The sequence below is a fragment of the Sphingobacterium spiritivorum ATCC 33861 genome, from assembly GCF_000143765.1.
Classification (GTDB): domain Bacteria; phylum Bacteroidota; class Bacteroidia; order Sphingobacteriales; family Sphingobacteriaceae; genus Sphingobacterium; species Sphingobacterium spiritivorum.
The window spans coordinates 1834114-1859615 of the sequence record NZ_GL379770.1; the positions used below are offsets into that span (position 1 = coordinate 1834114).

Annotated in this window: 22 protein-coding genes; 7 read left to right on the top strand and 15 right to left on the bottom strand. The window is 38.3% G+C overall.

Annotation, left to right across the window (positions count from 1 at the left end; translation table 11 throughout):
- Nucleotides 1-127 precede the first annotated feature (127 nt).
- On the top strand, nt 128-607 hold the full coding sequence (locus HMPREF0766_RS08085) for a nuclear transport factor 2 family protein (RefSeq protein WP_002995508.1): 480 nt from the start codon (nt 128-130) through the stop codon (nt 605-607).
- 106 nt (nt 608-713) lie between these two features.
- On the opposite strand, the gene HMPREF0766_RS08090 is transcribed toward HMPREF0766_RS08085, so the two are convergent.
- From HMPREF0766_RS08090 to HMPREF0766_RS08160, 15 genes are all read right to left on the bottom strand, one after another.
- Nucleotides 714-3194, bottom strand: a complete 2481-nt coding sequence (locus tag HMPREF0766_RS08090; protein ID WP_002995510.1) for a toxin-antitoxin system YwqK family antitoxin — start codon at nt 3192-3194, stop codon at nt 714-716.
- A gap of 182 nt (nt 3195-3376) precedes the next feature.
- On the bottom strand, nt 3377-3832 hold the full coding sequence (locus tag HMPREF0766_RS08095) for a hypothetical protein (protein WP_236590498.1): 456 nt from the start codon (nt 3830-3832) through the stop codon (nt 3377-3379).
- Between the two features lie 30 nt (nt 3833-3862).
- On the bottom strand, nt 3863-4603 hold the full coding sequence (locus HMPREF0766_RS08100) for a DUF4274 domain-containing protein (protein WP_002995513.1): 741 nt from the start codon (nt 4601-4603) through the stop codon (nt 3863-3865).
- 69 nt (nt 4604-4672) lie between these two features.
- Nucleotides 4673-5230 (bottom strand): DUF4303 domain-containing protein, encoded by a 558-nt coding sequence (locus tag HMPREF0766_RS08105; RefSeq protein ID WP_002995515.1) that lies wholly within the window; start codon nt 5228-5230, stop codon nt 4673-4675.
- Between the two features lie 52 nt (nt 5231-5282).
- Nucleotides 5283-6146: a DUF4303 domain-containing protein gene (locus HMPREF0766_RS08110; protein ID WP_002995518.1), complete on the bottom strand. Its 864-nt coding sequence runs from the start codon at nt 6144-6146 to the stop codon at nt 5283-5285.
- A gap of 41 nt (nt 6147-6187) precedes the next feature.
- Complete coding sequence (locus HMPREF0766_RS08115) at nt 6188-6715, bottom strand: hypothetical protein (RefSeq protein WP_002995519.1); 528 nt, start codon at nt 6713-6715, stop codon at nt 6188-6190.
- Nucleotides 6716-6831: 116 nt separating this feature from the next.
- Nucleotides 6832-7413 (bottom strand): hypothetical protein, encoded by a 582-nt coding sequence (locus HMPREF0766_RS08120; protein ID WP_236590497.1) that lies wholly within the window; start codon nt 7411-7413, stop codon nt 6832-6834.
- A 56-nt stretch (nt 7414-7469) separates the two neighbouring features.
- The gene (locus HMPREF0766_RS08125) at nt 7470-8102 is read right to left on the bottom strand and encodes a hypothetical protein (protein ID WP_002995523.1); all 633 of its coding nucleotides are present in this window, start codon (nt 8100-8102) and stop codon (nt 7470-7472) included.
- A gap of 27 nt (nt 8103-8129) precedes the next feature.
- Entirely contained in the window at nt 8130-9614 is a 1485-nt protein-coding gene (locus tag HMPREF0766_RS08130) for a hypothetical protein (RefSeq protein ID WP_002995524.1), read from the bottom strand.
- Between the two features lie 193 nt (nt 9615-9807).
- On the bottom strand, nt 9808-10932 hold the full coding sequence (locus tag HMPREF0766_RS08135; protein ID WP_002995527.1) for an efflux RND transporter periplasmic adaptor subunit: 1125 nt from the start codon (nt 10930-10932) through the stop codon (nt 9808-9810).
- A 20-nt stretch (nt 10933-10952) separates the two neighbouring features.
- Nucleotides 10953-14132, bottom strand: a complete 3180-nt coding sequence (locus HMPREF0766_RS08140; RefSeq protein WP_002995529.1) for an efflux RND transporter permease subunit — start codon at nt 14130-14132, stop codon at nt 10953-10955.
- 10 nt (nt 14133-14142) lie between these two features.
- Entirely contained in the window at nt 14143-15528 is a 1386-nt protein-coding gene (locus tag HMPREF0766_RS08145; RefSeq protein ID WP_002995531.1) for a TolC family protein, read from the bottom strand.
- A gap of 112 nt (nt 15529-15640) precedes the next feature.
- Nucleotides 15641-16033 carry a hypothetical protein gene (locus HMPREF0766_RS08150; protein WP_236590496.1) on the bottom strand — a complete coding sequence of 131 codons (393 nt, stop codon included), beginning with the start codon at nt 16031-16033 and terminating at the stop codon, nt 15641-15643.
- 238 nt (nt 16034-16271) lie between these two features.
- Nucleotides 16272-16730 (bottom strand): DoxX family protein, encoded by a 459-nt coding sequence (locus HMPREF0766_RS08155; protein WP_002995537.1) that lies wholly within the window; start codon nt 16728-16730, stop codon nt 16272-16274.
- Nucleotides 16731-16966: 236 nt separating this feature from the next.
- Nucleotides 16967-19384, bottom strand: a complete 2418-nt coding sequence (locus tag HMPREF0766_RS08160; protein ID WP_002995540.1) for a TonB-dependent receptor — start codon at nt 19382-19384, stop codon at nt 16967-16969.
- Between the two features lie 960 nt (nt 19385-20344).
- Here HMPREF0766_RS08160 and HMPREF0766_RS08165 point away from each other — a divergent pair.
- The 6 genes from HMPREF0766_RS08165 to HMPREF0766_RS08190 all read left to right on the top strand — a co-directional run bounded on the left by HMPREF0766_RS08165 (nt 20345) and on the right by HMPREF0766_RS08190 (nt 25501).
- Nucleotides 20345-21049, top strand: a complete 705-nt coding sequence (locus tag HMPREF0766_RS08165; protein ID WP_002995541.1) for a hypothetical protein — start codon at nt 20345-20347, stop codon at nt 21047-21049.
- Nucleotides 21050-21199: 150 nt separating this feature from the next.
- Nucleotides 21200-22216, top strand: a complete 1017-nt coding sequence (locus HMPREF0766_RS08170) for a hypothetical protein (protein ID WP_002995543.1) — start codon at nt 21200-21202, stop codon at nt 22214-22216.
- A 94-nt stretch (nt 22217-22310) separates the two neighbouring features.
- Nucleotides 22311-22742, top strand: coding sequence for a hypothetical protein (locus HMPREF0766_RS08175; RefSeq protein ID WP_002995545.1), 432 nt, complete (start codon nt 22311-22313; stop codon nt 22740-22742).
- A gap of 14 nt (nt 22743-22756) precedes the next feature.
- Nucleotides 22757-23518, top strand: a complete 762-nt coding sequence (locus HMPREF0766_RS08180) for a CsgE family curli-type amyloid fiber assembly protein (RefSeq protein WP_002995546.1) — start codon at nt 22757-22759, stop codon at nt 23516-23518.
- A gap of 113 nt (nt 23519-23631) precedes the next feature.
- The gene (locus HMPREF0766_RS08185) at nt 23632-24057 is read left to right on the top strand and encodes a curli production assembly/transport component CsgF (protein ID WP_002995548.1); all 426 of its coding nucleotides are present in this window, start codon (nt 23632-23634) and stop codon (nt 24055-24057) included.
- Nucleotides 24058-24139: 82 nt separating this feature from the next.
- Nucleotides 24140-25501: a CsgG/HfaB family protein gene (locus HMPREF0766_RS08190; RefSeq protein WP_236590495.1), complete on the top strand. Its 1362-nt coding sequence runs from the start codon at nt 24140-24142 to the stop codon at nt 25499-25501.
- Nucleotide 25502: the final 1 nt, after the last annotated feature.

Genomic DNA, 25502 nt, shown 5'->3' on the forward strand with positions numbered 1-25502 from the left:
GACCCTGCATTATTGATGCATCTACCGGTAAAAACAGGTTGTTAACCTACCCCTTTCATTCATTAACAGAATAAATATATGGAATGAATATGTGCCTTACTATCTTGGGTGCATAAAATCCAATAACATGACACATTTATATAGTAAACTGATACTGTTCGTACTGGCGGTAGCCTCACAGATCAATGTATCCGCTCAGTCAAAGCCTTATACTCCTGTATCGCCAGAACTGTATAATACTATTCTCCAAATGGATAGCCTGCTTTTCGATGCTGTAAATACCGGAAATGTAGAAAAGGAAAGTGCATTTTTTATGAAAGATCTGGAATTCTATCATGATAAAGGTGGCCTTGATAATTATGACAGAACGATTGAAAAATTTAAAATCATGGCCAGCAGCAACACGTCGTTACGAAGAGTACTCGTTAAAGAAAGCGTTGAGGTATACCCTGTTAAAGATTACGGAGCTATTCAAACGGGGGAGCACCGGTTTTGCCAGTTAGTAAACGGAACATTGGTCAATTGCGGTACATTCAAATTTATGCATATCTGGAAGAAGACCGATGAGGGCTGGAAAATATCGCGGGTAATTAGCTATGATCATTGATCAGGTATCCTGTCCGTAAAGTCAGTATTATCTCCCTGCTAGCTTTCCTTGTTCAGTTGGAACGGATTTACATCCGTTCCAGCTAAGCTAAAGGATACTGTAAATGTTAGTATTCATTTAACATTTTGTGCTCCAGTTTTTTTAATTCTGCTCTGTCATTCTCCAGGAGAGCAGCTACAGATTTAAACTTATTTGTAGCTTTTAGTTTCCCGTTTACTATTGTTTCTACAAGGACTGTTTTATCAGGCTGTTGTAGGATCCGAAGTCCCATTACAGCCTTTGCATTCTCGTCATATTGCAGATCTCCGAGATAATTGGTCTCGTTAATCGGGAAATTTTCATTAATACTCATTTCAAACACCCTGTTGAGATCCTCCTGATTGAAATTATCATAAAACCGTTTGAAAACATTCTCCAGATCGGTATTGTTTTCTACAGGAAATTGATAAAACAGTTTATTTACCAGTGAATTCGAATCTTCTTCGTCAATCTGTTCGTCCAGAGTATCCACAGCCATAATATATTTTTTGATTTGCTGATTATCGACATAGAATCTAGTGATCGAATTACGACTTCCCTCTTCAGGCATGGTGATACCCCGGCTTTTCTTAATCAACGTATCGTCTTTCCACAGTTCGGCTACGATATTCTTATCTTTTACAGAAGCGACAATACGCAACGGGGTTGTCATTTCGGATATAGACAGCTTATCATTGGAATATTTAAAAATAATCCGGTTGAAATAATGCATGGCAAATAGATTGACATCAAAAGCGGTTACCTTTCCGGATTCATAATGCGAGGTGATCATCGCATATCGATCTGCCAGCTTATATTCAGGTCCGTTGACGATTTTACCATTTACATATTCCGATTTGCGGTCATATGTATAATGCATATAATTTTCCAGCTGTTCCAGCAGTTCAAAGGAATACTTATATTTTAATGTCCCCTTCTCATAGTAACTGATCAATTGAATATTATCGATCAGTGTATCTGACTTGAAATATCCGTCAAAGGGCTTTCCGTCCTTATATTCACCCACATAGGATTCCTGAGGATCTTCGGAAATGGTAAAATCAAAATACTCTATACTTGTCATTTTATTATTGCTGTAATTCTCGATTGACGAAGGATTATCCATGTTGTATTCCGGAAATATGATCTTTTTGACGATTGCACCATTTTCATATATAGACTGGGCACCGTCATCTACTATAGTGCCTGAAACAGGTACATCGTTGCGGTATTCGCTTTCAAATTCCACTGTTCCGTCTCTGTAAATCCGTCTGAATCCATCGCGTTTTCCAGCTTTCATCTCATATTCTTCCTGCAGGCGGGTAGATTCTGAATCTACAAATTGCTGCTGTATGCCATCCTGTTTTCCATTTTGATAGTGTAAAAGCAGATAATCTTCTCCTCCTGTATAAAAATAACCTTCAAAGGGTTCACCATCTTTATATGTTCCGGATGCAAATAGATCTCCTGTTTCCATATTATGCGTTTCTTCCTTTCCTACCCTTTGTCCGTTGAAAAGCTGATATGACGTTACTTTGTCCCATCGTTCATTCGTGAAGAAACCATCAAAAGGCTCACCATCTTTATACTTCTGTACCGACTTTTGCTTTCCTTCATCATAAAGGATGACCTCAGTCAGTTCTCCTTTATGGAAAGTGGATCTTTTAGTTAATTGTCCTTTCAGATTATATTCAGTTTCGATTCTTCCGGCATCGTTGCCTGGTGTACGAACATCTTTTGTTTTTATGGCCAGAGCAAAACCATTTCGTTTATAATACGTGAATGAGGTGCCGGATTCATTTCCTGAAAACTCATCGATCAACTGTCCCTTTTCACTGTAATACTTACTTTTGATCAAACTTCCGTAATCTCCATAGGTAAACTCTCGTGCTTTCTGCCCATCCGACCAATACAGAATTTCGGTATAATTTACTTTTGCAGGGCTGACAATAACGGGTATAGATTCTACCATTGTAGGTTCTTCACCATCAACTACTACAGCCGCAGAATCTATTAAAAGTTCGTCACCATCAGTCAGTACAGCAGCAGAATCTATCATAGGATCAGATTCTATATGAATTTCATCATAATACAATTGCGGAGCATTTGGACTAAAAACACCTGACAATACATTGTCTTCACTTATAAGACCCGTTGAAATAACTTTATTCTTAAGATAAACACTGATTTTCTCCTTTTTGCCATTGCTATTGTAAACAATTTTTTGCCATAAGCTTCCATCCGGATGATAATAGTCTAGTTCTTTTATACTGCTCTTGTTGACAGACTGTTTTAGTTCTTTGTCAATGCCATCTTCATCATACCAGTATGAATCTCCTACATAAGATTGTTCATCACTCGCCAGCGCATAACCTTGCATCTGCATACGTCCGTTCTTATAGAAATCCTGTATAAATACCAGTTCACCGGAGCGTTTCATAGGCAATAAGCGGTAAAATTCATGCTTATCACGTGTTGTCTGTTTCCAGTCTCTGTCAAAATACAGCGTATCCTGCGCAAACAATAAAAGGGGAAATTGCCCCAGTATCAGAAAAAAGAAGTATTTCATACTTTATGTAAATCAGTTTTTAGATAGAAAAGATAAACAAAATAAAATTATCAAACCCCATATTTCCGGTTAGAGGCTATCATAAAAATAGACTGAACATCAAATTTCGACCTTTCCCAATAATTTCATTCTGAACAATCTATTCCAGAGGAAGTTTTAATTGTGTACAAATTCCTGTGACCTTATTCCTTTCTTGTGAGTTTTAGCTGTTCTCCTTCTTTTACAAGATCGAAAACCATTTCTTTTGATGGTTTGAAAATCTGTGTCGGAGCAAGACAGGTTCCTGACATGCTGATACTATCAACATCCATTTTTATCTGGTTAGCTTCAGTAAAATAATACTTCCCGTATACTTTTGTGAAACAATCATTTCCACATTCCCAACTATTATAACTGCTGAACTCTTCTTCATCTAAAAAGTTGACAGCATGAAAGTTGAAAATCACTGCGGTGTCTATTCTTGGAGACAGATAATAGGTTTTCCCGCCATCCGGAGCGATAAGTCCTCCTTCATTAACAATCCAGCTTGTATTTTTCAGATAATTCGGAAAGTTTGTTTTTTTTCTTTCCGGCTCTTTACAACTGAAGAACACAATCAGCAACGCACTCAAAATCAGGAATGCTAAATTCTTTTTCATCATGGCGTTTTTTATCATTATATGCATGTTTTAAACCGCTTTTCTAAATATTTCGGGAATCTCCCAAACGATTTTCGTATTCTTGTAATCAACTTTTTCATCCGTTTTAGGATCATAGCTCAACACCTCAGGATAAGCATTGTTCAGAATATCCTGAATTATCTCTTTTAGCTTTCCGTTTGTTTCGGTATATACAGCACATTCGTTGTACAGTCTCCAAAATACCAGAACTGCAATTCCTTTATCACATAAAGGATGCTCTAAAATCAACGCTGCCTGTTCTGGTTCGTCCATAAACCAGGCTATATTGAATAATTCAATCGCAGATTCTGCACGCTGGATATTACTTTTCCAATCCGTATCAAACCAATCTTCTATCTCATCTTCTTCATAATATATATAGCTGTCTTCACCATTGGTTTTCTGAAAAATCCAATCCGGAACTGTGAGTTCATTTTCATAAAATGGTGCCGGATCAAACTGAATAGCTGTTTTTTGATAAAAGCTATCAGGATAGTTCCTTAAAATTATTTTCAGCAACACAAACACCTCGTTCTGGTATTCGTCCTTTAGCGTTATATCCAATTTATATTGCTGAAAATCCTGTGGCTGTGCCAGCCAGAATAACTCCAGAGCGGTCGCTTCACTGCAAGCAGAACTTTCTGTAATCCGTTGTAAAACTTTCACACCATTGTCCCAATTGTGACGGGTGGCGAGGTAATGTAATTCTTCCGAGGTTTTATCATTAATGAGCTCTCCTAATTGATCCATAAATTCTTTTTTGTATTATCTATATGAATGTTTTCCATTTTGTGGAATATTCGTATAGCGTTTTTTCTTTTATTTGCGCCATGTCTTCATCCAGTCCAGATATTCCTGCTGATACGGATTATCATTCAGTAAAATAATCATCTCTTTCAGCTTATTTCGGTCAAACTCATAATCAGTGACGGAAAACATTAGGAAAATATCTTTTCTGACAAGATTTTTAAAGAAGTTTTCCTGTTTTAATTTGAGTAAAACGTCAAAACAGGTTTGATACAAGGTTTGCTGAAACTCTTCGAATTCCTCGTCATTATCATCATCATCTACCTCTTCCTGATCCTCTTCAATTGCTTCATACAGTTGATGGGATATTGCAGAGAATCCATCGCCAGGTCTGCTACCTTCGTAGCACCATTCTGCTGGCTCAAATGTATAATAGGTCAAGTCGTCCTGAGGTCTGGTGGCTAAAAAATCCATTGTATTGATTGACGGACATACTGTCATAGCACCCCCGTCACTGTATAATGCAAAAGCATAAATATTCTCACCGGCATGACTAGCGACCATTTCCTGAAATGTTTTTCGGGTTGCAGCCTCAATCTGTATGGCTAATTTCTCAAAATCTAAATTCATTATAATCTCTGTTTAACAGGCTATCATTAACATTATGGCCCCCTACTCCGTTCTAAATATATAGACTATCCAATAGTTCTTTTACTTTCGTGTTGCCTTCATTATTGATGGCTAATACACTGTTCTTTTCTACAATTGGCTCTCCCGGTATACTGAGGTAAAAAGCCATTTCTTCTATTTCATTTCCATATTTTTTCACCAGTTCCTGTTTGGCAATGCGCATAGCATCTGTAAATAACTGCAGATTTTTTTGCCGTTCGGGTGCATAGTCAAAGCCTTGCTGAAATAACGGAACAATATCCTTTCTATAGCGATCCAAAAGCAGTCTGGTAAAAGTGTCTACACCTTCTTTTACAGCGCCCTGGCTAACACAGAAACACCATTCAGAAGCATCCCATTCTTTATTTTTATGGATTTTATTTAAGCTTTCGATTGTAGAAACGGCTGAATAAGCGGAAAGGCAATCATCGTCCAGTATCAGGGCAAAAGCATACATGCTCTGTTTGTTCTTCCGGAAAAGCTGATAGAAAAAATCGAATTCATTTATAATTGAACCGGATAAAACCGGCAGATTTCTTTCATGCCAATTCTCAGGGTTTGTCGGAACAGCAGTTTCTTTACTTTCCGGACACCAATATCTATTGGTGCTGCAAGCTCTTTCCAGATCATCCATGTCATCCTCACCAACAATCAGTGAAAATTTGGAGGATAACAATCCTCTGATTTGTGCCAGTGTTTGATTAACTTGTTCATTTATGATATAATCACTAAGTATTTTGTCATGTTTCTGAAAATCGCTGTCTTCTGCAAAATGACTTTTTATTTTATCGAGAGAAACGACAATCTGATCGAGATCAACAATTATTTTTAAAGCCTCTTCTTCGCTCAATTTTATTTTATTATTGCTTTTACTCATGTTTTTCTACTTTAATATTCCTCGAATTAGTCCCCAGTTGTTTATATTTTTGCAAAGAAATTAAAGGTTTGTTCAGCAATAAGCTTTGGGGTTGTACCAGATGTATTCTTGATTCGGTCTTCGTACAATTCAATTTTTATTATTTTAACGTCGCCCGGGATTTTATAGGTTTCATCTTTTGTATAATTATAACCCACTACATCAGAGCCTTCTTTACCTGGAATCTTTTTGACTTCTGCAAAGTATCTCAGCGTTATGTTATTACCGTTCTGCTGTCCTTTTTCAAAACGAATTTTCCTGATCTTATTAATGTTAAGTCCACCGGAACTGATATTTCCCTGTATCCGGAATTTCAGTATTTCAGCATTTTTGGAAGTCATAACAATCATAGGATTAAGGCGCTTTGTAACTTCTTTACGGGTTGTATAAGTATGTACTGCGCCTGTTTCAGGAACTTCTTTTGTAACCCGATCGGTCTCTGAGTAAATAGTCGTAACATTCAGTTTCTGAGCATTGGTTTTACAACCAGACAGTACCAAAAAAGAAGCTAAAATGATGCAATATTTCACTGTCTTATTTTTAAATAATCTTTGAATTAAAGATAACCAAAGCTGCTGGATGAGAATATCCCTGATAATAGTGGTTTTTGGTTTATACCTAACAGCTGTCAGGCATAAAGGTTCTCCTATTCTAAAAATTTAGTTTTACAGTAATCAATTTTGTAGGCTCCGCTTTCAGAAACTAACGTAACTTCATTTTGCGTCTTTATTCCGTTTCCATAATCAATAAACACATCGTATATCCCCTCTTTAACCTTATTTATTTTTAATTGCTTTAGTTCTCCAATATCCCCATTCCCTCTTCCAAAAAGCCACATTTCGCGTTCTTCAATAGGATATATTCCGGACCATTTGGCTATATATTTCTTTTCAGCAGCAGGATATTCTGCGTCTGTTAAGTTGGAAGGACCATATAGTTCACCTGATTCAGCTATAAATTCCTGAAACCTTTTTGTACATAGTTTTTCTTCTATGTTGTAATCCGGGAAATATCGGTCAGATTCTTTTGTTTTGAATATGTTTTTCAACCATTCTTCAGCAGTATCCTTTTGATTGGATAATGAAGCGCTTTCTTTCTGAATAATCACAGAATCTACCGTCTTTTGCAACGAATCATTCATCGGTGATTTAGGATTGTCCTTGTTTTTTTGATTGCATGAGCTTAACAAAAACAGAGACAGACAAATTGACAGATATTTTTTGTTCATTGATCTTTTATTTAGTATGGGTAATTTTTTTGATGTGGTTATCATTTATATATAGGCTAATTCAGTCCGTTTTTAGCATTTTTCAATATTTTTTCAGCTTTCAGTCTTATCGCTTTGGGCAATAATTTGAAATTTGCATCTCTTTCTTCACGATACTGATCTTCCTCCTGAAAAGGAATCCATCCTGTAATCTTGGACTTTGAAAGTTTTTTTCCGCCCGTATTGGTATACACAATCACTTTCAGGGGTTTGGCATCTAACCCGTCTGATTCTTCAAAATAAGTAAGGTAAAACTCCGGAAACTCGTTTTTATCCGCATCGTCAACCTCACAGAAATTAATGAGATATCGGGGCTGTGCAAGACCTTTTGCAAAGTCTTTAAAAATTATTTGCGGAATTAATCCGCCGTGATCTTCCAGAAAAATACCTGCATGTAAATCTTTGGGATTATCTACTAAAGAAGAGCCTGCTTTAGCTTTGCTTTCATTCAGATACCAGACATAACTTCCATTGTTTGGAACAAAGGATGTGACAATCATCACCGGATTTCCCGGCACCGGAATTCCAAGTTCTTCAATAATCTCATTGTATTTTTTATCAGAAGAAAAATAAACTCCTGTTCTTATTTGTGCAAAAGATGAGAATGACATCATAAAGACTGCAACAGCAAATAGCGTTCTAAAAATCATAGTTTTAGAGTTTTTTGAAATGTATTGTTAATTTTCTTTGTATTCTCTTCCGGAATAAATATCTATATAATAGTAAATGGTTTCGCCTTCGTGGAGCTTAGCATTGACTAATCCATCCGAATTAATGGATTTATAAGCATTCGATCCTATATTCTTTTTATTCTTATTATCATAAAGTGTATACAGACCATCTTTCTCTTTTTGAAGGGCATAGATTTCTTTTTCGGTATCCAAAACCGAAATATCATTGTGTTCAGGTTTTATCTCCCAGGCCTTTGTTTTGCTATTCCACAAGCCCATTGTTCTCACTTCTTTTTCGTCTTCAATCCGGATAAGATATAAATCATTCATCCCCTGATAATAACTTATTTTCCCAAACTTCCAGTTTTTTTTATTGAACTGATTGGGTAAAATCATTTTTCTGTCCGGCCAAACCAGATATCCAACCTGATCCAAGACCTTAAAATTATAGGGGTCTATAGTATCTGCAACATTTCCTTTTGTATCTATATAAAGCCAGTCGTACGCCCAGACATCATTATCGTAATTAAAAACCCCCAACAGAAAGTAAGGAGAATTGGTTATAGAATAAACCAAAGAGGTCTTTTTAATGAAATTGATCTGTGAAGCCGTAGCCTTTGTAATTTGTTTAGGAAATGCCTTTTCATATTGCGGAAAAACATATACATCATTGGTTTTGCTGTTTGACAGGAGCTTAGGAACTTCTGGTTCAAAGCGCTCTTTGTTTACTTCTTTCAATGTTATAGTTTCATTTCCAAATCTGAATGAAAGGGCTTCGGTACCTTTCAAACTATTATAAATTGCTTTTTTCTGATTCAATTCATATACCGAAAATGTTGCATTTGAAGCTTTAATAAAGCGTTTATCTTCTAATAATTCAGTAATGTTATTCTCAATTTTATTTAGGCGTCCTTTTTTGATTTCGTAAAGACTTCTATTCCAAAAAACATGGTTTTCATCTACTGAAACAAAATTCAGGGAATACTCATCTTCCAGGTATGGAACATCCTCGCTAAGTAAGACTTGTTTGGTTTCTAAAACACCAATCTCAACTTTATGGTAAGTCTGCTCTTTCTTCACACCACTTCCCATGATATTCCAGTCCCATTTCCAGACGGGCATTTTCTTTTCGTACTCAATTTCTTTTTTATAAAATGTAAGACCATTGATAACATCGATATTGATCTCATCAGCGGAATAATGCAAAACTATTTTTCCTGTTTCGTCTATGATTGAAGATTCCCCCTTTTCATTTCCTACAATTGCAAAGCCTGTAGGTGTAAATAACGATGCAGTCTTGAATTTCTGTTCGATAACAGGTTTCAAACTTGTTTTATCTACATAGATAAAATTATCCTCCCGGGTGAGATAAGGAACCGTATGTATGGTCTTCATTTTTGTAGAAACTAATGAAGAATTGTCTTTTATTTCCTGCGTGCAGGCGGTAACTGAAGTCAGCATAAAAAGGATATACAATACTGTTATTTTCATTCTTCAAATCTCTACTCGTCGTACTTTTCAATATTAGAGAGAAGTGAAGAATAAAACAATCCCTGTTATCAGCCATATTTTGGGTCATTCATCATACGAATACCTTCAAAAACAATCTGACACTGATTTCAAACAAAACATCCCTACCATAATGCTGGTAAGGATGTTTTTCTTTTACATATTATTGCCTGCTTTACTTCAAAGAGTCCTGTTTTATTATTCTTCCCTCCTTAATCTCTTCCGATGGTTTGATGATAATTTTGTCCTCCGGATCCAGATTACCGAAAACTTCCGTCAGTGTATCTAAACGAATACCTTCATGTACAGCAATCCGTTTTACTTCATCGTTATTTAATGTCAAAATATAGGTTCCCGACTGTGTATTTAATATACTTCTTGTCTGTACCCAATTAGTAGGGTTTTTACGTTTTAATTTCAGTTTGACCTGTGCATAATCTCCTCCCTGCAGTTCGTCCGACGGGTTGTTTACATCAAACTCCAGTGTAAGCGACCGGTCTTGCTGGTCAAGCAGTCCCGAGGTACGGGAAAGTCCGGCGTCAAATGTTTTACCCGGCTGAGAGCTGACCGTAAACGTAGCGTTCATCTCCTGCTGAACAGATGATGCGTGCTTTTCGGGCAGGGATAACGTCAGGCGGAGCTTATTACTCTGCGCTATCATAAACAAGGGTATATTGCTTCCTGCTCCTGCTAATGCACCAACTGAAATATTCCTTTGGGTTATCACACCGTCAAACGGTGCGGTGATGCGCAGATACTGTTGTAATTGCGATGAATGAGCTGTGCCTGCTTTGGAAGCATCATAAGTAGATTTGGCACTTTCCATTACACTTTTAGCCCTGTCGAGTTCAATATCTGCAATGGCTCCGGTTGTTTTGGAAGCCGTTATCAATCGGTCATACGCCTGTTTTGCATAAAGGTAATCGCTATAAACCTTTTGCTCGTTAGATTTATCGGAAAGGTATTGCTGCTGCATTTCGGGAGCTTCCAATACGGCCAAAAGCTGACCTTTCCTAACCCTGTCCCCTCTATCTACGTACAACCGTTGTACAAATCCGGTAACCTTTGCATACACGGAGACCTGCTCATAGGGTTTCAGTTCTGCCGGAACGGATATTTCATATTCGGGATTAATAACCTGTACATGTGCTGTCTTATAATTCATGGATTTTGCATACTCTTTTTTCGCTTGTGTCTTTTCCTGTTCTTTTTGCGAACAAGCCGAAAGTAACAATACCAATAATATGGTCAATGCCAATAGAGCTGCTTTTTTTCTATTTATTGAAATGCTGTGATACATTGTAATGCTAATTTTAAAGTTTATGATATCGTTTGTTTACCGGACTGTTCTGCATAATACCTGCTTTCGTAATCATCAGGGTCTAATGACGGGCTAATAACTTTAGTCCTTGACATCAGGGAAGAAAAGAAATGTGGTACAAGTAATAAGATGGTTATGGTAGATGCAATCAGACCACCGATAACCGCCCTGCCCAAAGGGGCTACCTGCTCTGCTCCTTCGCCTAAACCCATTGCCATCGGCAACATTCCGGCAAGCATTGCTGCAGCAGTCATCAGTACAGGTCTTAGCCTTGAGGAAGCGGCAAGTCTTGCAGCGTTGGCTGGTTTCAAGAGTAATTTTTTACGGTAATATTCCGCCTGATTGACCAATAGTACCGCATTGGAAACCGATACCCCGAGTGACATAATAATACCCATATAAGATTGCAGATTGAGCGTACTGCCTGTAAAGAAAAGGATAATCAGACTGCCTGCAATTACGGCAGGCAACACTGAAAGGATAATCAAAGGAACTTTGAATGATTGGTAATAAGCCGAAAGCATCAGGAATATGGCCATAATGGCCACACCCAAACCAGCCAGAAGACTTCCTAATGTATCATTCAACAATTGTAATGTTCCCTCTGTCCAGATAGTCGTACCACGCGGCGGTACTCCTGCATCTTTAATGGCTTGTTTCACTGCCCGGGAAGCTGTACCCAGATCCTTCCCGTATACATTGGCAACAATGGTTACATAACGGTTCGGCCCCTTACGGTTTACCTGTGCCGGAGCCGTCACCCTGCGTATAGTCGCTACATCTTCCAGTACAGGACGAAGGCTTCCCGCTTTCAAAGGAAGTGACCGCAATCTTTCTTCCGACATCATACCTTCCGGTATCTGTACCTGAGTCTGGAATACCAATCCCGATTTCGGGTCAATCCAAAGGTTTTTGTCCGTAAAACGGGTAGATGAGGTCGCCGTAACCAGACTGCGGGTAATATCCTGCATTGTCAGTCCGAACTGTCCGGCAAGGTCACGGTTTACTTCAATTTCCATATTCGGATAAGTAATGGGTTCTGCAATACGGATATCCCGCAGATACGGAACTTTTTTCAGATTAGCTTCAATCTTTGAGGCATGTGTAAAAGCACCTTTTACCTGACCTGCGCCTACTTTAACTTCAATCGGTGTCATTGCGCCCTGTCCCATGATCTTTTCGGTCAGCTCCATCGGTTCGAAATTAAAAGCAACTTCAGGATGCTTCTCAGTTATCTTATTACGAACTTTCTCTTTAAATTCTTCCATTGATCCGCCGTACACCTTCTGATTAACGGATATTTGCAATACCGCTTCGTGGGAAGAATTACTGAAAAGGAATATCGGGTTGATGGGCGAACCTGCGGGGTGCATCCCGATAAATGCGGAAGTAATATTCAGTCCGTTTTCAGGCAGTTCGGCTTTGATTTCATTGGTAATATCTTTGACAATCTGTTCTGTTTTTTCAATTCTGCTTCCCTGTGGAGCCTGTATACGTAACTGAAAATCACCATTATTGGACACAGGCATTACATCTGTACCCACAACAGTCAAAAGTAAACCTGTGATAACACAAGCAACCAACACATACACGATAAAAAGCGGTACGGCTTTGGTTGACCATTTACGCATACTGTAGGAATAATTGACACGGAATTTGTCAAAGAATGCCCGTTTTCTTGCTGAAATGGTTTTTGAGTTGTGTTTGTTCTTCATCATCCAGTTTGCCAGTATAGGCACAAAAGTCTGCGAAGCCAGAAAGGAAGCTATCATGGCAAAGGCAACTGCCATCGATAAAGGCATAAACATATCTTTTGGAATGCCTGTCATAATAAAGGCTGGGGTCAATACCGCAAGAATACAAAGCAATATCAGCAATTTAGGAATAGAGATTTCCAACAAAGCATCCACAATCGCCCGCTGTTTGGGCTTGCCCATTTCCATATGCTGATGTATATTCTCTATCGTTACCGTAGCTTCATCGACAAGAATACCGATAGACAGAGCAAGACCACTCAAGGTCATGATATTGATGGTCTGCCCGAAAAGGTACAAGGTCGTAACTGCGGAAAGAACGGCAATCGGAATAGTAAATACAACAATGATAGCTCCCCGTGTATCGCCCAGGAACAATAATATGACCAACCCCGTGAAAACCGCTCCTAAAATCCCCTCGTGGATAAGGTTGGAAAGAGAGCGTTCGATATAGCTGGATTGGTCAAATTCATAGCTGACCTTTACATCTTCGGGCAATTGATCTTTCAGCATCGGAATGGCATTTTTCAGGTTTTCCACAGCATCCAGTGTGGAAGCATCTGCTTTTTTAATAATGGGCAGGTAAACCGAACGTTTGCCGTTTATCAAAGCGTAACCTACGGTCTGGTCTGCGCCGTCTTCTACACGGGCAACATCGCCTACATATATGGTGCGGTTAGCACTTGTTTTGACAGGGGTTTTCAATAGCTCTTCCGGTCCCTTCGCAATGGAATTAATGGGTGCCATCAGGTTTTCCTCTCCTATCCGGATATTTCCGGCAGGTGACGGAAGACTGTTTCTGGTAATGGCAACCGTTATATCTTCGGGACTTAACCCGTTCGCCTGCATAGCGTCGGGGTCAATGTTGATAACGATGGAACGCACATTGCCACCGAAAGGTGCAGGAGAGGTAATACCCGGAATTTGTACAAACATCGGCCTGATTTTGGTCAATGCCAATGTTTGTATTTCATTAACAGAACGCTGATCACTTTCAAAAACGAGATTACCTACCGGAAGCGAACTTCCGTCAAAACGTACCACCATCGGTGGGACGGCTCCGGGTGGCAAAAAGCCCATTGCCCGGGAAACGGATGTGGACACCTCCCCGGCAGCCTGTGCCATATTCGTCCCCGGATAAAAGGTCAGCTTCATCAGGGTTAGGCCCTGTACACTTTTAAAATCAATATTTTTGACACCGCTCACAAACAGGAGAACCTTTTGGAACTCATTTGCCATAAAGCCGTCCATATATGCCGGTGATAATCCGCCATACGGCATAGCAACATACATCGCAGGTAATTCCACTTCGGGAAATATATCTATGTTTATTTTTTTTATGGTATTGTAGGAAAAGAAAGCTATTGCCAGTACGACAACCATAATCGCAATAGGTTTTCTTAACGCAAATCTTATTATGTTCATATACGATTAATTAAAGGTTGTTAAACAAAAAGTCGAAATCAGCAGTCAGTTCTGCCTCGTAAGCCAGCAATACCCAGTAATCACGGGAAGCCTCAATATGGGCGTTCTCCGCCTGTTCGAGTAAGATGCGTATCTGCAACAGTTCGCTCAAGGTGATTAATCCACTTTTATACCTTGCCTGATACATATGGTATGCATCCTTAGACTGCTGCACAGCAAGCTTTGTTTTCTGAAGTTGGCTATACTGCTGAATGATTTTTGCCTGCGCAGCGGATAAATCAGCCTGCATAGCCTGTTCATATTGTGCATGTAAAAATCTGCTGCTTTCCGCTTCTTTAAAAAGCTGCTGACCTTTCATACGATTTGTATACAGACTGGTCAGATTCCATGTGATACCGATACCTGCCAAAAAGTTGCTGGTGGTATTGTTAAATCCATCTTTCCAGGCTCCTGATACCGTTCCGTTCGGACTGATACCAGTGCCCCGATACGCATATCCGCCCAGCAGGTTGATGGAAGGTAAAGAAGATTTTTTTTGTGCTTCTCCGCTTAACATGTAATACTCAGATTGCTTATCCAAAGCATCTAAAACAGGGTGCGAGACATTTATAATCTTGCTTTTGCCGAATCTATTTTCTGCCATGTTCTCAAATCGGTTGGCCGATGCGGTATAATTAATGGTATCATGACCGTACAAATCCAACAGCTTGATATAAGCGGCCTTTACAAAGCCCTTCCATTTATCATGTTCACCCATAGCCTGTACATACGAGGATGAAGCGAGCAGGCTGTCTGCTGCAGGTCGCAAGCCGGAAGCGGACATGGCGGAAGTTATTTTGCGTATATCGTTGAGGCGTTTGGCGTTCTTTTCTACCCACTGCAGCTTGGCATTATTATACAGGAGAATGATATACCGTTCAGATAACGCTTTTTTCAGGTTGAGCAAATACGCATCTTTCTCACTGACCGATTTGTGATATAACGCTCCTGCAGCCTCATTCTGCTTGCTAAGCTTTCCGAAGGAAAATACTTCCCACTGGATAGTAGCAGAACCAAAGGTATTGGCGGCCACAGAACTTCCGCCAAGTGGTATAGCTGAACCACTTACATTGAAAAAACCTGCCTGTGGAAAAAATGCTCCGGCACTTCCTTCATAAGTTCCGTATGTATTCTGTGCCTGCGCATTTATCTGTGGGAGCATATTGCCTTTGACGGCTCGTTGGTTGAACTTTGCAGCAGCAATTGCTGAAGCTCTTACACTAACGCCCGGATAATTTTCTTCAACTTCAGACCATAGGCTGCCTAAAGTATGTTCCTTTTGTTGCTGTGCATGTATTGGAAACATAACAACAACGGCCGACCAGAATAATGCGGTCGCCATAATATGTTTTATCATATTACTCTACAAATTTTGGACAGGTCGCAAAGGGCGACCATAGATTATTTTAAAATGAAATCAATAGAAATACAACCCATTGAACAGGTGCGGTCAACAGGAAAAAAGGGAATTAGCAAGTGTAATGAAGAATAAGTTTCCGGTATTCGAGAAAGATAGGAATAGAACTGTGGATTTTCCCGCTATCACTATAAAGCGGGTGCTTACTTTCTTTGCTTACAGGTTGTAAGGCGTATAGAAAAAGACACGTAATCGTAAAGATAACGGCAGGCAGTAAATCGTTCGCATCAAAAGATTTCTTTTGAACGATTTGCTTATCTGAAGCATCGGATTGCGCACATTTTTCTATTGCATTTGCAGAAAAATTTTGGGTGCCTTTAGGTATACTCTGTTCTGTTTTAACAGGAATACCTGCCAGATTTTTGATACTTGTTTTGACGACACATGAGGTTAGTAATACCAAAAGTATAGCGGCGAATACGAAAAAATATCGCTTATAATGCATTGAAATATTTGGTATTATCTTGTTCATCAATAAACAAAAGTAGTTTTATTAAGTAAGGGAAGCAAACAATTGTATTTGTTTTATGCTATTTTACATACAGAAAACTACGAATTTTGGTGTAGACATATTATAAACACCAGATTATCCTGCAGTCTTTATGAACGAACATTGTATTCAAGATCAACCTGTTATAATCAATAATATGTTTGTTAACCTCTACTATATTCTTTGGAATATGTTATTTTAAATAAAGTCCGAAATACCAGGTCCACCCAATAAGGATCAATTGCATAGGAAGCCTTTGCGCATACAGATAATTCATGCCGGGACCTGTGTAATCGGCTTTGAAAATATTGATCATCTTCCTGGAAGAATTGACATTGGCTATAAACACCACTACCAAAAATATAATAAGTAATAAAGCTGTCAACGCACGTAACCGCGGGATCATCAGCCCTATACCGGCAGCGATTTCCAGAATACCGGTGAGATACACAAAAAACATTTTTGCCGGTATATAATCGGGCATCATCATAGCCATTCCCTTTTGAAATCTAAAATGTGATAATCCCGTAAAGATGATAAATACACTCATGCCCAGATTTCCGGCAAACACAAAATCCCAAAATCCATACATAAACTTTGAACCCAACAAAGCGATAAAAAAGGCGGTAAATAAAAGGATTAGTAATTTCATAAGCTTTATAATAAGTTTGTACCACCCTGTTAGGGATATGATTCCCGAAGAGTATATTACATTGATAACAAATAATCAAGTCAAATGTTGCAGATATTATTAGAAGTACAATTGAAAGTTTACATTCCGCTACTAGTCAGAAATTTTAAAATGTAATACTCACCAAAACAAATACAGCGTATCAACTTTCATTGATACGCTGCAGGGTTAATTAATTGGAAATCTACTATTTTTGCTTAAAATTTGTAGGTGACACCAAGTCTCATATTGCGCTTTGCTTCTACAATGTAAGTATAGTAGTCCACTCCTCCCTTAGCAAGAGTTGCAGCATTTGCCTTTGAAAAAGATCCTGCTGTCAGTAGCTTTCTGTTGTCCAGCAGGTTGTTCACCAATAAGGAAATATTGTATTTTCCCATTTGATAACTCAGACCACCATCTGTGCGTACATAGTTTTTGAAGTTTGATTCTTTTGTAGTACCTACAGCTCTGTCAAACATTGTCTGAACACTTCCCATTAGCCCAAATCCTTTCAATGTTCCGTTTTGGATACGGTATTGCAACCAGGTATTAGCTGTATGTTTTGCTGTATTTGGTGTAATGTTTCCTATTGTTGATTCGTCGCTTGCTTTCGATATTTTAGAGTCGGTCAGTGCATAGTTGGCATTGACATTTAATCCTTTTAAGATTTCTCCGGTAATATCCAGTTCAATCCCTTTAGATTTTGTTTCACCTAATTGTGCCTGGAAAGTCTGTCCGTTAACAACGTGATTCGGATCCGGATCTGTTACCAATGAATTTTCTCTTCTGATAGAGTAAGCACTTACTGTCGAAATCCAACGACCTCCAAACCACTCTTTCTTTACCCCTGCCTCTAGGTTATTACCTCTGATCGGCTTAAATGCATTTCCTTCCCAATCTACACCCGCTACAGGAACAAATGACTGATCATACAAGGTATATACACTCATCGATTTGTCGATGGAGTAACTCAATCCTGCACGCGGACTCCATACATTGTCCTTCACGTCAGCGGCATTAGTCTTACCCACAGTCTCCGCATTTGTGAATCGTAAACCTAAAGAAAGACGAAGCTGATCATTGAAAAAGGCCAGCTCATCATGTGCATAGAATGAGGTGTAAGAGACAGAAGAGACGTAGTTACTTCCTCCGGCTCTCAATTTTACACTCTTAGACCTGTCTATAGCTGGTAATACAGCTCCAGGAATACCGTATTTAGGATCGTATACATTAAGGGATGCAAACGGAATAGAATCCAGTAATGTTCTGAAGTCACCCCAGAATTTTTTGTTTCCAAAGTCCCCTCCGAATAGCAAACGGTGTCTTACTCCTCCTGTCTTTTCCTCTCCTGTGAATGAAAACTGAGCAAATCTGTTCTCTCCTGCCTCATCAGCAATACTCAGATTGCGCGGCATATCACCGTTAGGTTTCATATAATTTAACCAGGTACTGTTTGCAATCATATTGAAATTGAAATAAGCAACCTGAGCATGTAATTTCCAGTTTTTATTTAACTGGTGGTCAAAATACACATAGGCACTGTGATCTTTGATCTTACTCGGTTCAAAGGACGGATCACCATAGAAGAAATCGTTGGCAATGTCCGGATCTGCATATTGTTTTGGAGAGAAGGTATAGTTACCATTTGTCAGGTAAGTAGATCCCTGATAAGTATATTCTACTGTCAGTGAAGTCACATCATCAATCTTATAGGTCAATACCGGTGCAACTACCATACGGTTGCTGTAGTTGTATTTGGTAAAGTAATCCTTCTGCTGTCCGGCTACGTTAAGACGGTACAACAATTTACCATCTTTACTGAGTTTACCATCAAAATCCAGCGCGCCGCGGTATGTGCTGAAACTCCCCATATTGAAACTTGCAGATCCTTTCGTGTGACCTGAAGGTTTTTTGGTCACCACGTTATAAAATCCGCCCGGCTCGCCATTTGCCAGCATAAAGCCTGCAGGACCTTTTACAAACTCGATACGTTCTATCATAGATGCATCTTCAGCTGTAGGCCCCCAGGAAGCTTCTATATTCATACCATTTCTAAAGGCAGGAATTTTTGATCCGCGCATTCTCAGATTGGCATATTGATTATCCCAGTGTCCCTGACGTGTCGCACCGCTGATATTGCGTGTAATACCATCTACAATATCAAACACCTGCTGATCCGCCATAAGATCCGCCGATATGATCTGTATATTCTGAGGCAATTCCAGAATAGGTGTTTTTAACCGGAGTGAACCTGAAATACTGTCCAGTTTATATTGCTGATAATATCGTCCGTAAACAGAGACCTCATCAATAGATTCTGATTTTGAAGATAATTTGATTTGTCCCAGATCCAGTGATTGATTTTTAACCAGTAAAACAGACTGATACTTACTGTATCCAAAGGCTTTTATTTGTAATTCATAATTGCCTGATTTCACATTGGCAATTTTAAAATGACCTTCGGTATCTGATGTTGTTGCCAGATTTGAAGGATCCAGTTTGATCGTAGCTCCTGAAACAGGCTGATCATTTTCATTTAAAATTATTCCTTCAACTGAAAACAGGCTTTGAGCATAAGATGCTGACCCGCTCAGGTAAAGGAGACAAAAAAATAACAAACGTAATAGTTTATTCATGAGTGTGCTGAATTATGTGTGTGTGGTTGTTTATATTATGTGAATTAAATGTTGAGCATAGTTTAGTATCTCCATTGACAAACTGACATACCCGAAAAGATACAGAAGTATGGCAATCTGTACATGGACTGACAAACGGAATTAATATATTATCGAAACGGATTTGAGGCACCTTTTTTTAAGGCGCTTATGTTCTGCAGAGACAGAGCAACTCCTCTCTCAGAAGAGATTTGAAGAGATAATAGAGGTAAGTATTTCATAATATGTTGAATATTGTATGTATTTATTGTTTCAACTCTTTATGAAAAGAAATGACAAGAAGATATTTGAATAAGAAATAGTTTAATTTTTTATTTTTCTCTATCTTGCAGATTCTTCCATATGTTAAAGTATCGGGAGTGATCTGCTCAGCTTGCTGAGTAGATCAACTACAATCAGTTGCCGCTGATAGTAGTTTTTACGCCATGCAAAAGATTGCCGTCTTGTGCATGGCGTTATTTTTATAAGCTATTGGATTTATTATTCAGATAAACGTGTAGATAAAAACCACATATACAAGATCAAACCCAATTATTTAGACTGATTAAAAACAACGCAAATATAAAACGAAATCTTCTTATTGCAACTTTTATTTTATATTTCGTATTTCAGAAGAATCCTGAAATAGCTAACGGGACTGTTTAATTACTGTTTTCTTATCCAACGAACCAGTATCTCATTTTATTCTTTTTCTTTTGATTAATGAAAATTCAACTTGCTGACTTTTCTTTTCATTCTTAAAAGATAAAAAAGTGACTCTTTCTATCTTTTGTAGCCTAAAAGCTACTTCTTTAAAGATTTTCCTAAAAAAATGTTATCACGAAAATTAAAGAAACTAATTTTACAGCACACTAACGCACTGGACAAAGTTAACTTAGAACACCCCTAAGCAAAAACTAAATCCACACTAAATTCACTAACATGAGAAGAAAGTATTCTATTCTTTTGGTTTCATTGTTGTCGGTTGCGACACAAATCTACGCATCAACAACAGATCCTGTTACCATAACACCAAAATTCCAACAACGGAAAAACAGCCCTTTTTATAACCCCTGGTTTGCCGGAGCAGGTGTAGGTGGGCAGATATATTTCGGAGATCATAACAAACAGCTCCCTTTTGGCAAACGAATCACTCCAAATTTCGATTTGTATGCTGGCAAGTGGATTAATGCAAATACAGGTATTCGTGCAGGTATTAATGGTTTTCAGATCAAAGGACTCACACAGAATGGAAGCCACTCAACCGGAGAGGTGTATAATGCAGCAGAAAGGCTTCAAAAACAAGAATTCAAGTACCTATATGCGCACGCAGATATATTGGTCAACATGAACAATGTCATAGATGGCTATGACAATGAACGTATATATTCCTTTGTGCCTTATGCGGGTATTGGAATAATGATGACCGCAAATGAACCTAAGGCTACTAAAATAAGTCCTAATCTAGGTGTACTGAATACATTCGTTCTTACGGAGAATTTACACTTCACTGCTGATGTGCGTGGTAATTTCGTAGGGGACAGTTTTGATGGAGAGGTTGGTGGACGCCGGGGAGAAGGAACATTGACAGTCTCACTGGGGGTAAGCTATACTTTCAAAAAACGTACATTTTATAACTGGCGATAAGCGTTTCTGTTATTTATAAGCATTCTTCTCAGGCTCATTTGACGGCATCACTTTTTTATGTGATATTTCAATATCACTAAACCGGTGATATTGTCAACAGAGTTTGTTTTATAGTTTTGAAAAAAACAAAAACCAAACACACACAACGTTATGAGAAAGCTATTAATTACAGCATGTGCGCTTACAAGTGTAAGTTTTGCTGCAGCACAAGGGAATCAGGACTACACAACCCAGACTGGTATCGCAAACAATGCGCAAGTCACGCAAGTAGGCCTTCAAAACCACAATACGATTTATCAGCTAGGTGCGCAAAATCTGGCAAAAACAAATCAAAACGGCTCAAACAACAAGAATGAATCAAACAGTATCGGGCTGGGCAACAGTATTGATGTAACTCAGCTGGGGGCATCAAATTCCAACATCACGAATCAATTAGGAATAACTAACACTGCGACTGTCAATCAGGATGGGTCTTCTAATATAGGACGGCAAAATCAAATAGGGATGTCTAATAATGCCGCAACAGATCAGAACGGATTTTTAAACATCAGCGCTCAAAATCAGTTGGGATTTTCAAACACTGCGACTGTCGATCAGGATGGTTCACTCAATCTGACAGTACAAAATCAGATTGGTATGGGTAACACTGCTGCTTCTATTCAAAATGGTATTGCGAACTTAACTGTCCAGACACAATTAGGTAGCAATAATGGAGCTTATGCAAACCAGACAGGTGCACTAAACGCAACAATCCAGACACAGTCAGGTGATGGTCAATCAGCGCAGTCCATGCAAAACGGAGTAGCCAACCTTGCTTTACAAACACAATCAGGTACTAATAATGGTGCGGCTATTACTCAGGATGGTATTGCGAATGCATCCATCCAAACTCAAAATGGAGACGCAAATAATGCTACATCAGTACAAGACGGATTCTTAAATCTCAACTTACAGGATCAGTCAGGAAACGGAAATATTGCAGTTGCTTCACAGACAGGTTCGCTGAATCTGATTTCACAGAGCCAAACCGGAAATACAAATTCTGCATTTGACTTTCAAACAGGTATAGCTAATTCATCCTATGTGACACAATTGGGGGATCAGAATTATCATATGGGCATTCAGACAGGTATGGGAAATATGATGACTATCTTCCAAAGCAACTAACACTATTCTTTAACACTAACTAAAGGAAAGATTGATGATCTATTGTATAGCTATACTCTAATATTTCATCAGTCTTTCCTGCCTTGTAGAAATTATGCCAAAATCTATGTATCTGGTAGCATTGTTATCCGCAGGTATTTCTTTTTCCGGAATAAGTGATTTATATGCACAGGAAAAAAACAAAAAACACAGTATAGAGAATTTTAACGCATCCAATGTTATGGAGTTACTGAATATACTGCCTCATGAGTCAAATCCTTTGAATGCAGAAGCCATAATTATACAAAACGGGCTAAGTAACACGACAACTGTCTATTTGGAAAATGATGTTCTAATCAGCCATCAGCAAGGTAATGGAAACAACATTTACTATCAGGATAGTCAATATTCAAATCCTGCTCGTATGTATATTTCAATATTCGGGGAAAATAATACAATCGAAATAGTTGGTAGTAATTCCATTTCAGACAGAATGTCTGTAGAGATTTCAGGGCATAATAAAACTCTGCAGATGCTAAATAAATAGCAAAGGGTAACAGCATGAATATCAAACAAGTCATTCAACTGATCATTTTCAATTGTCTCTCCGCTATCCTTTCAGCGCAGCCCAATACGAATGTAACTGATATTAAAGCTGCAATAGATACGAAGCGGACGGAAGACTTACTGAATATAGAAGCGAAAGCGATTAACAACGATGATATTATTTATGACCTTAATTACCTTTTGATTGCAATCAAACAATCCAAAACAGGAAATTTATCTAATAATAAGCAAGAAGGAAAATTTGTTATTCAACCAAATCAGGAAAAACTTCTTTCAGGGATATCCCTAAATATTACACAAGAGGATCAGTTAAAAATCTATCTTTTTATAAGAAATGAAAAAGAAAATATACTAATCTCGAAAGATTCGGTTTTTATAAATATTGAACCTAATACACAAACGCAAAATTTAATCCAAACTACCAATATGGCAAATTTAAAGAGAGCTGCCAAAGAAGATTATACCATTAAAGGTATTATGGTAGACAATACAAAGAGCAAAATAGGAAAAGAATTTTTTGATATGCTCTTCAACCAATACAGTCAACTTAGTGAAAAATATACGTTTACAATTACACTCAGAGAATTACCTTCCTTTAGCAATAATGGAATCATCAGTATAGAAGTAGAAGATCTGACCATCTTTACATTGAGAGCGATACCTAACGAAGAATATCTCAATTTGCAATTGCAACTCTGCCTACAGCAAATCAGCAATTATAATAAAAACAGAAATCTGATAAACAAAGGAATTTAACTGGTTCATATACAATAAAAGCATCTAAGGGTTATTACCAACACGATAATTCTGCTACTTAAAAGAATTTATAGATGTAGCTCAGGTATTAAACATGAAAAAACAAATTACACATGAAAAAATATACTCATTTTTTAATCTTAATACTAGGATTATACGGCATGGGGAAACAGGAGGTTTATGCTCAGCAATTTGTATATAAGCCTGTTAATCCTGCTTTCGGAGGAGACACATTTAACTATCAATGGTTACTAAGTTCTGCAAATGCCCAAAATCAATTTGATGATTATAAACAACCATCATATAAGCCGGCTTCAGCTATAGGAAGTTTTACAGATAACCTCAACAGGCAAATCCTGAATAAGATCTCAAGAGATTTATTCGGAGATGAAACAGGCGAAAAACCGATGAAACCGGGTGTTTACTCACTCGGCACAATGAATATCACCATAGCTGAATATTACGGAGGGCTCAATATAAACATCATTGATATCAATACAGGAGAACAAACAGTCATAAATATTCCCAATATACCATAAACACATTCTTACTTTTAATGCCTCATAGCATATGCATGTTAAATGTAAACACACAAAAAGTCTATATTTTTTTCCTATTATATTGCTTTTTATATCTGGTTGCAGTGCATTAATAAAAGCGCCTACCAGGCAGGAGCCTTCTACATTTGGAGAAGTGACTCCCTATACCAGAATGTTAAGAACGCTTCCTGTCCCCAAAGAAAAAACAGTAGTTGCCGTATACAAATTCAAAGATCAGACCGGACAATATAAAGCCTCCGATAATATATCAAACTGGAGTACTGCTATTCCGCAAGGTACTACATCCATCCTGCTCAAAGCGCTGGAAGATTCCAGGTGGTTTACAACCATTGAACGTGAAAATATAAGTGATCTGCTCAATGAGCGGCAGATCATTAAATCAACACGGCAGGAATATGCAAATCTGCAGAATCAAAACACTGCGACTTCCCCGATATTCCCCCCTCTTCTATTTGCAGGGCTGATTATCGAAGGAGGTATTATTTCCTATGATTTTAATCTTGTGACAGGCGGAGTCGGTGCCCGTTACTTTGGCATAGGAGGCGGCACTCAATACCGTCAGGATCGTATCTCGGTATATCTGCGGGCCGTATCTACCAATAACGGCATGATACTCAAGACTGTATACACTTCCAAAACTATACTATCACAGTCAGTAAACGCTTCTTTCTTCCGCTACGTCGATCCCGAACGTTTACTGGAGGCCGAAATAGGGTTTACTAAAAATGAACCTGTGCATCTGGCTGTAAAAGAAGCAATAGAGAAAGCGGTGTATTCCTTGATTATGGAAGGATATAAGGAGAATTTGTGGATGGTAAATGATCAGCAGAAAATTGAATTCAACGACCTTCTTGAATCTTACCTGCAGGAAAAACAACTCAATGATAATCTCAGGATAGACGGAAGAATATTAAATCCCAAAAGAGGTAATATAGGGCTCTATCTTGGAGCCGGCGGTCATACCCTTAAAGGTGATTATAAAAATAGTCGGACGCGGATAGGCCCTCAGGCAGGTATACGGCTGTTTATTAACGACAGGCTCAGTCTCGGAATAGCGCATTCGGCTTTTTATCTGGAAAATAAAGAAATTTTTAAGAAAAAATCTAACAGTACGGATATCAATATGGAATATATTTTTATGCCGGATGATAACCTGTCCCCTTATATCTATAGCGGATTTGCATTGACTGGTCTCAGTAGTCGGTATCTAAGCCCTGTTTATCCCTTTTTTAATGTCGGATCCGGAATTGAATATCTTCCGCACCATAGCTTTGGTATCCGTGGATTCGGAGGGTACGACTTCGGATTTAAAGACAATCTGGACGGTTATGTCGGCGGAAAAAGAAAAGACAATATATTCCGTTTCGGAATTGGTATTCAATACTATTTCGATACAAAAACTAAAAAAAATAAGCCTAAGTAGC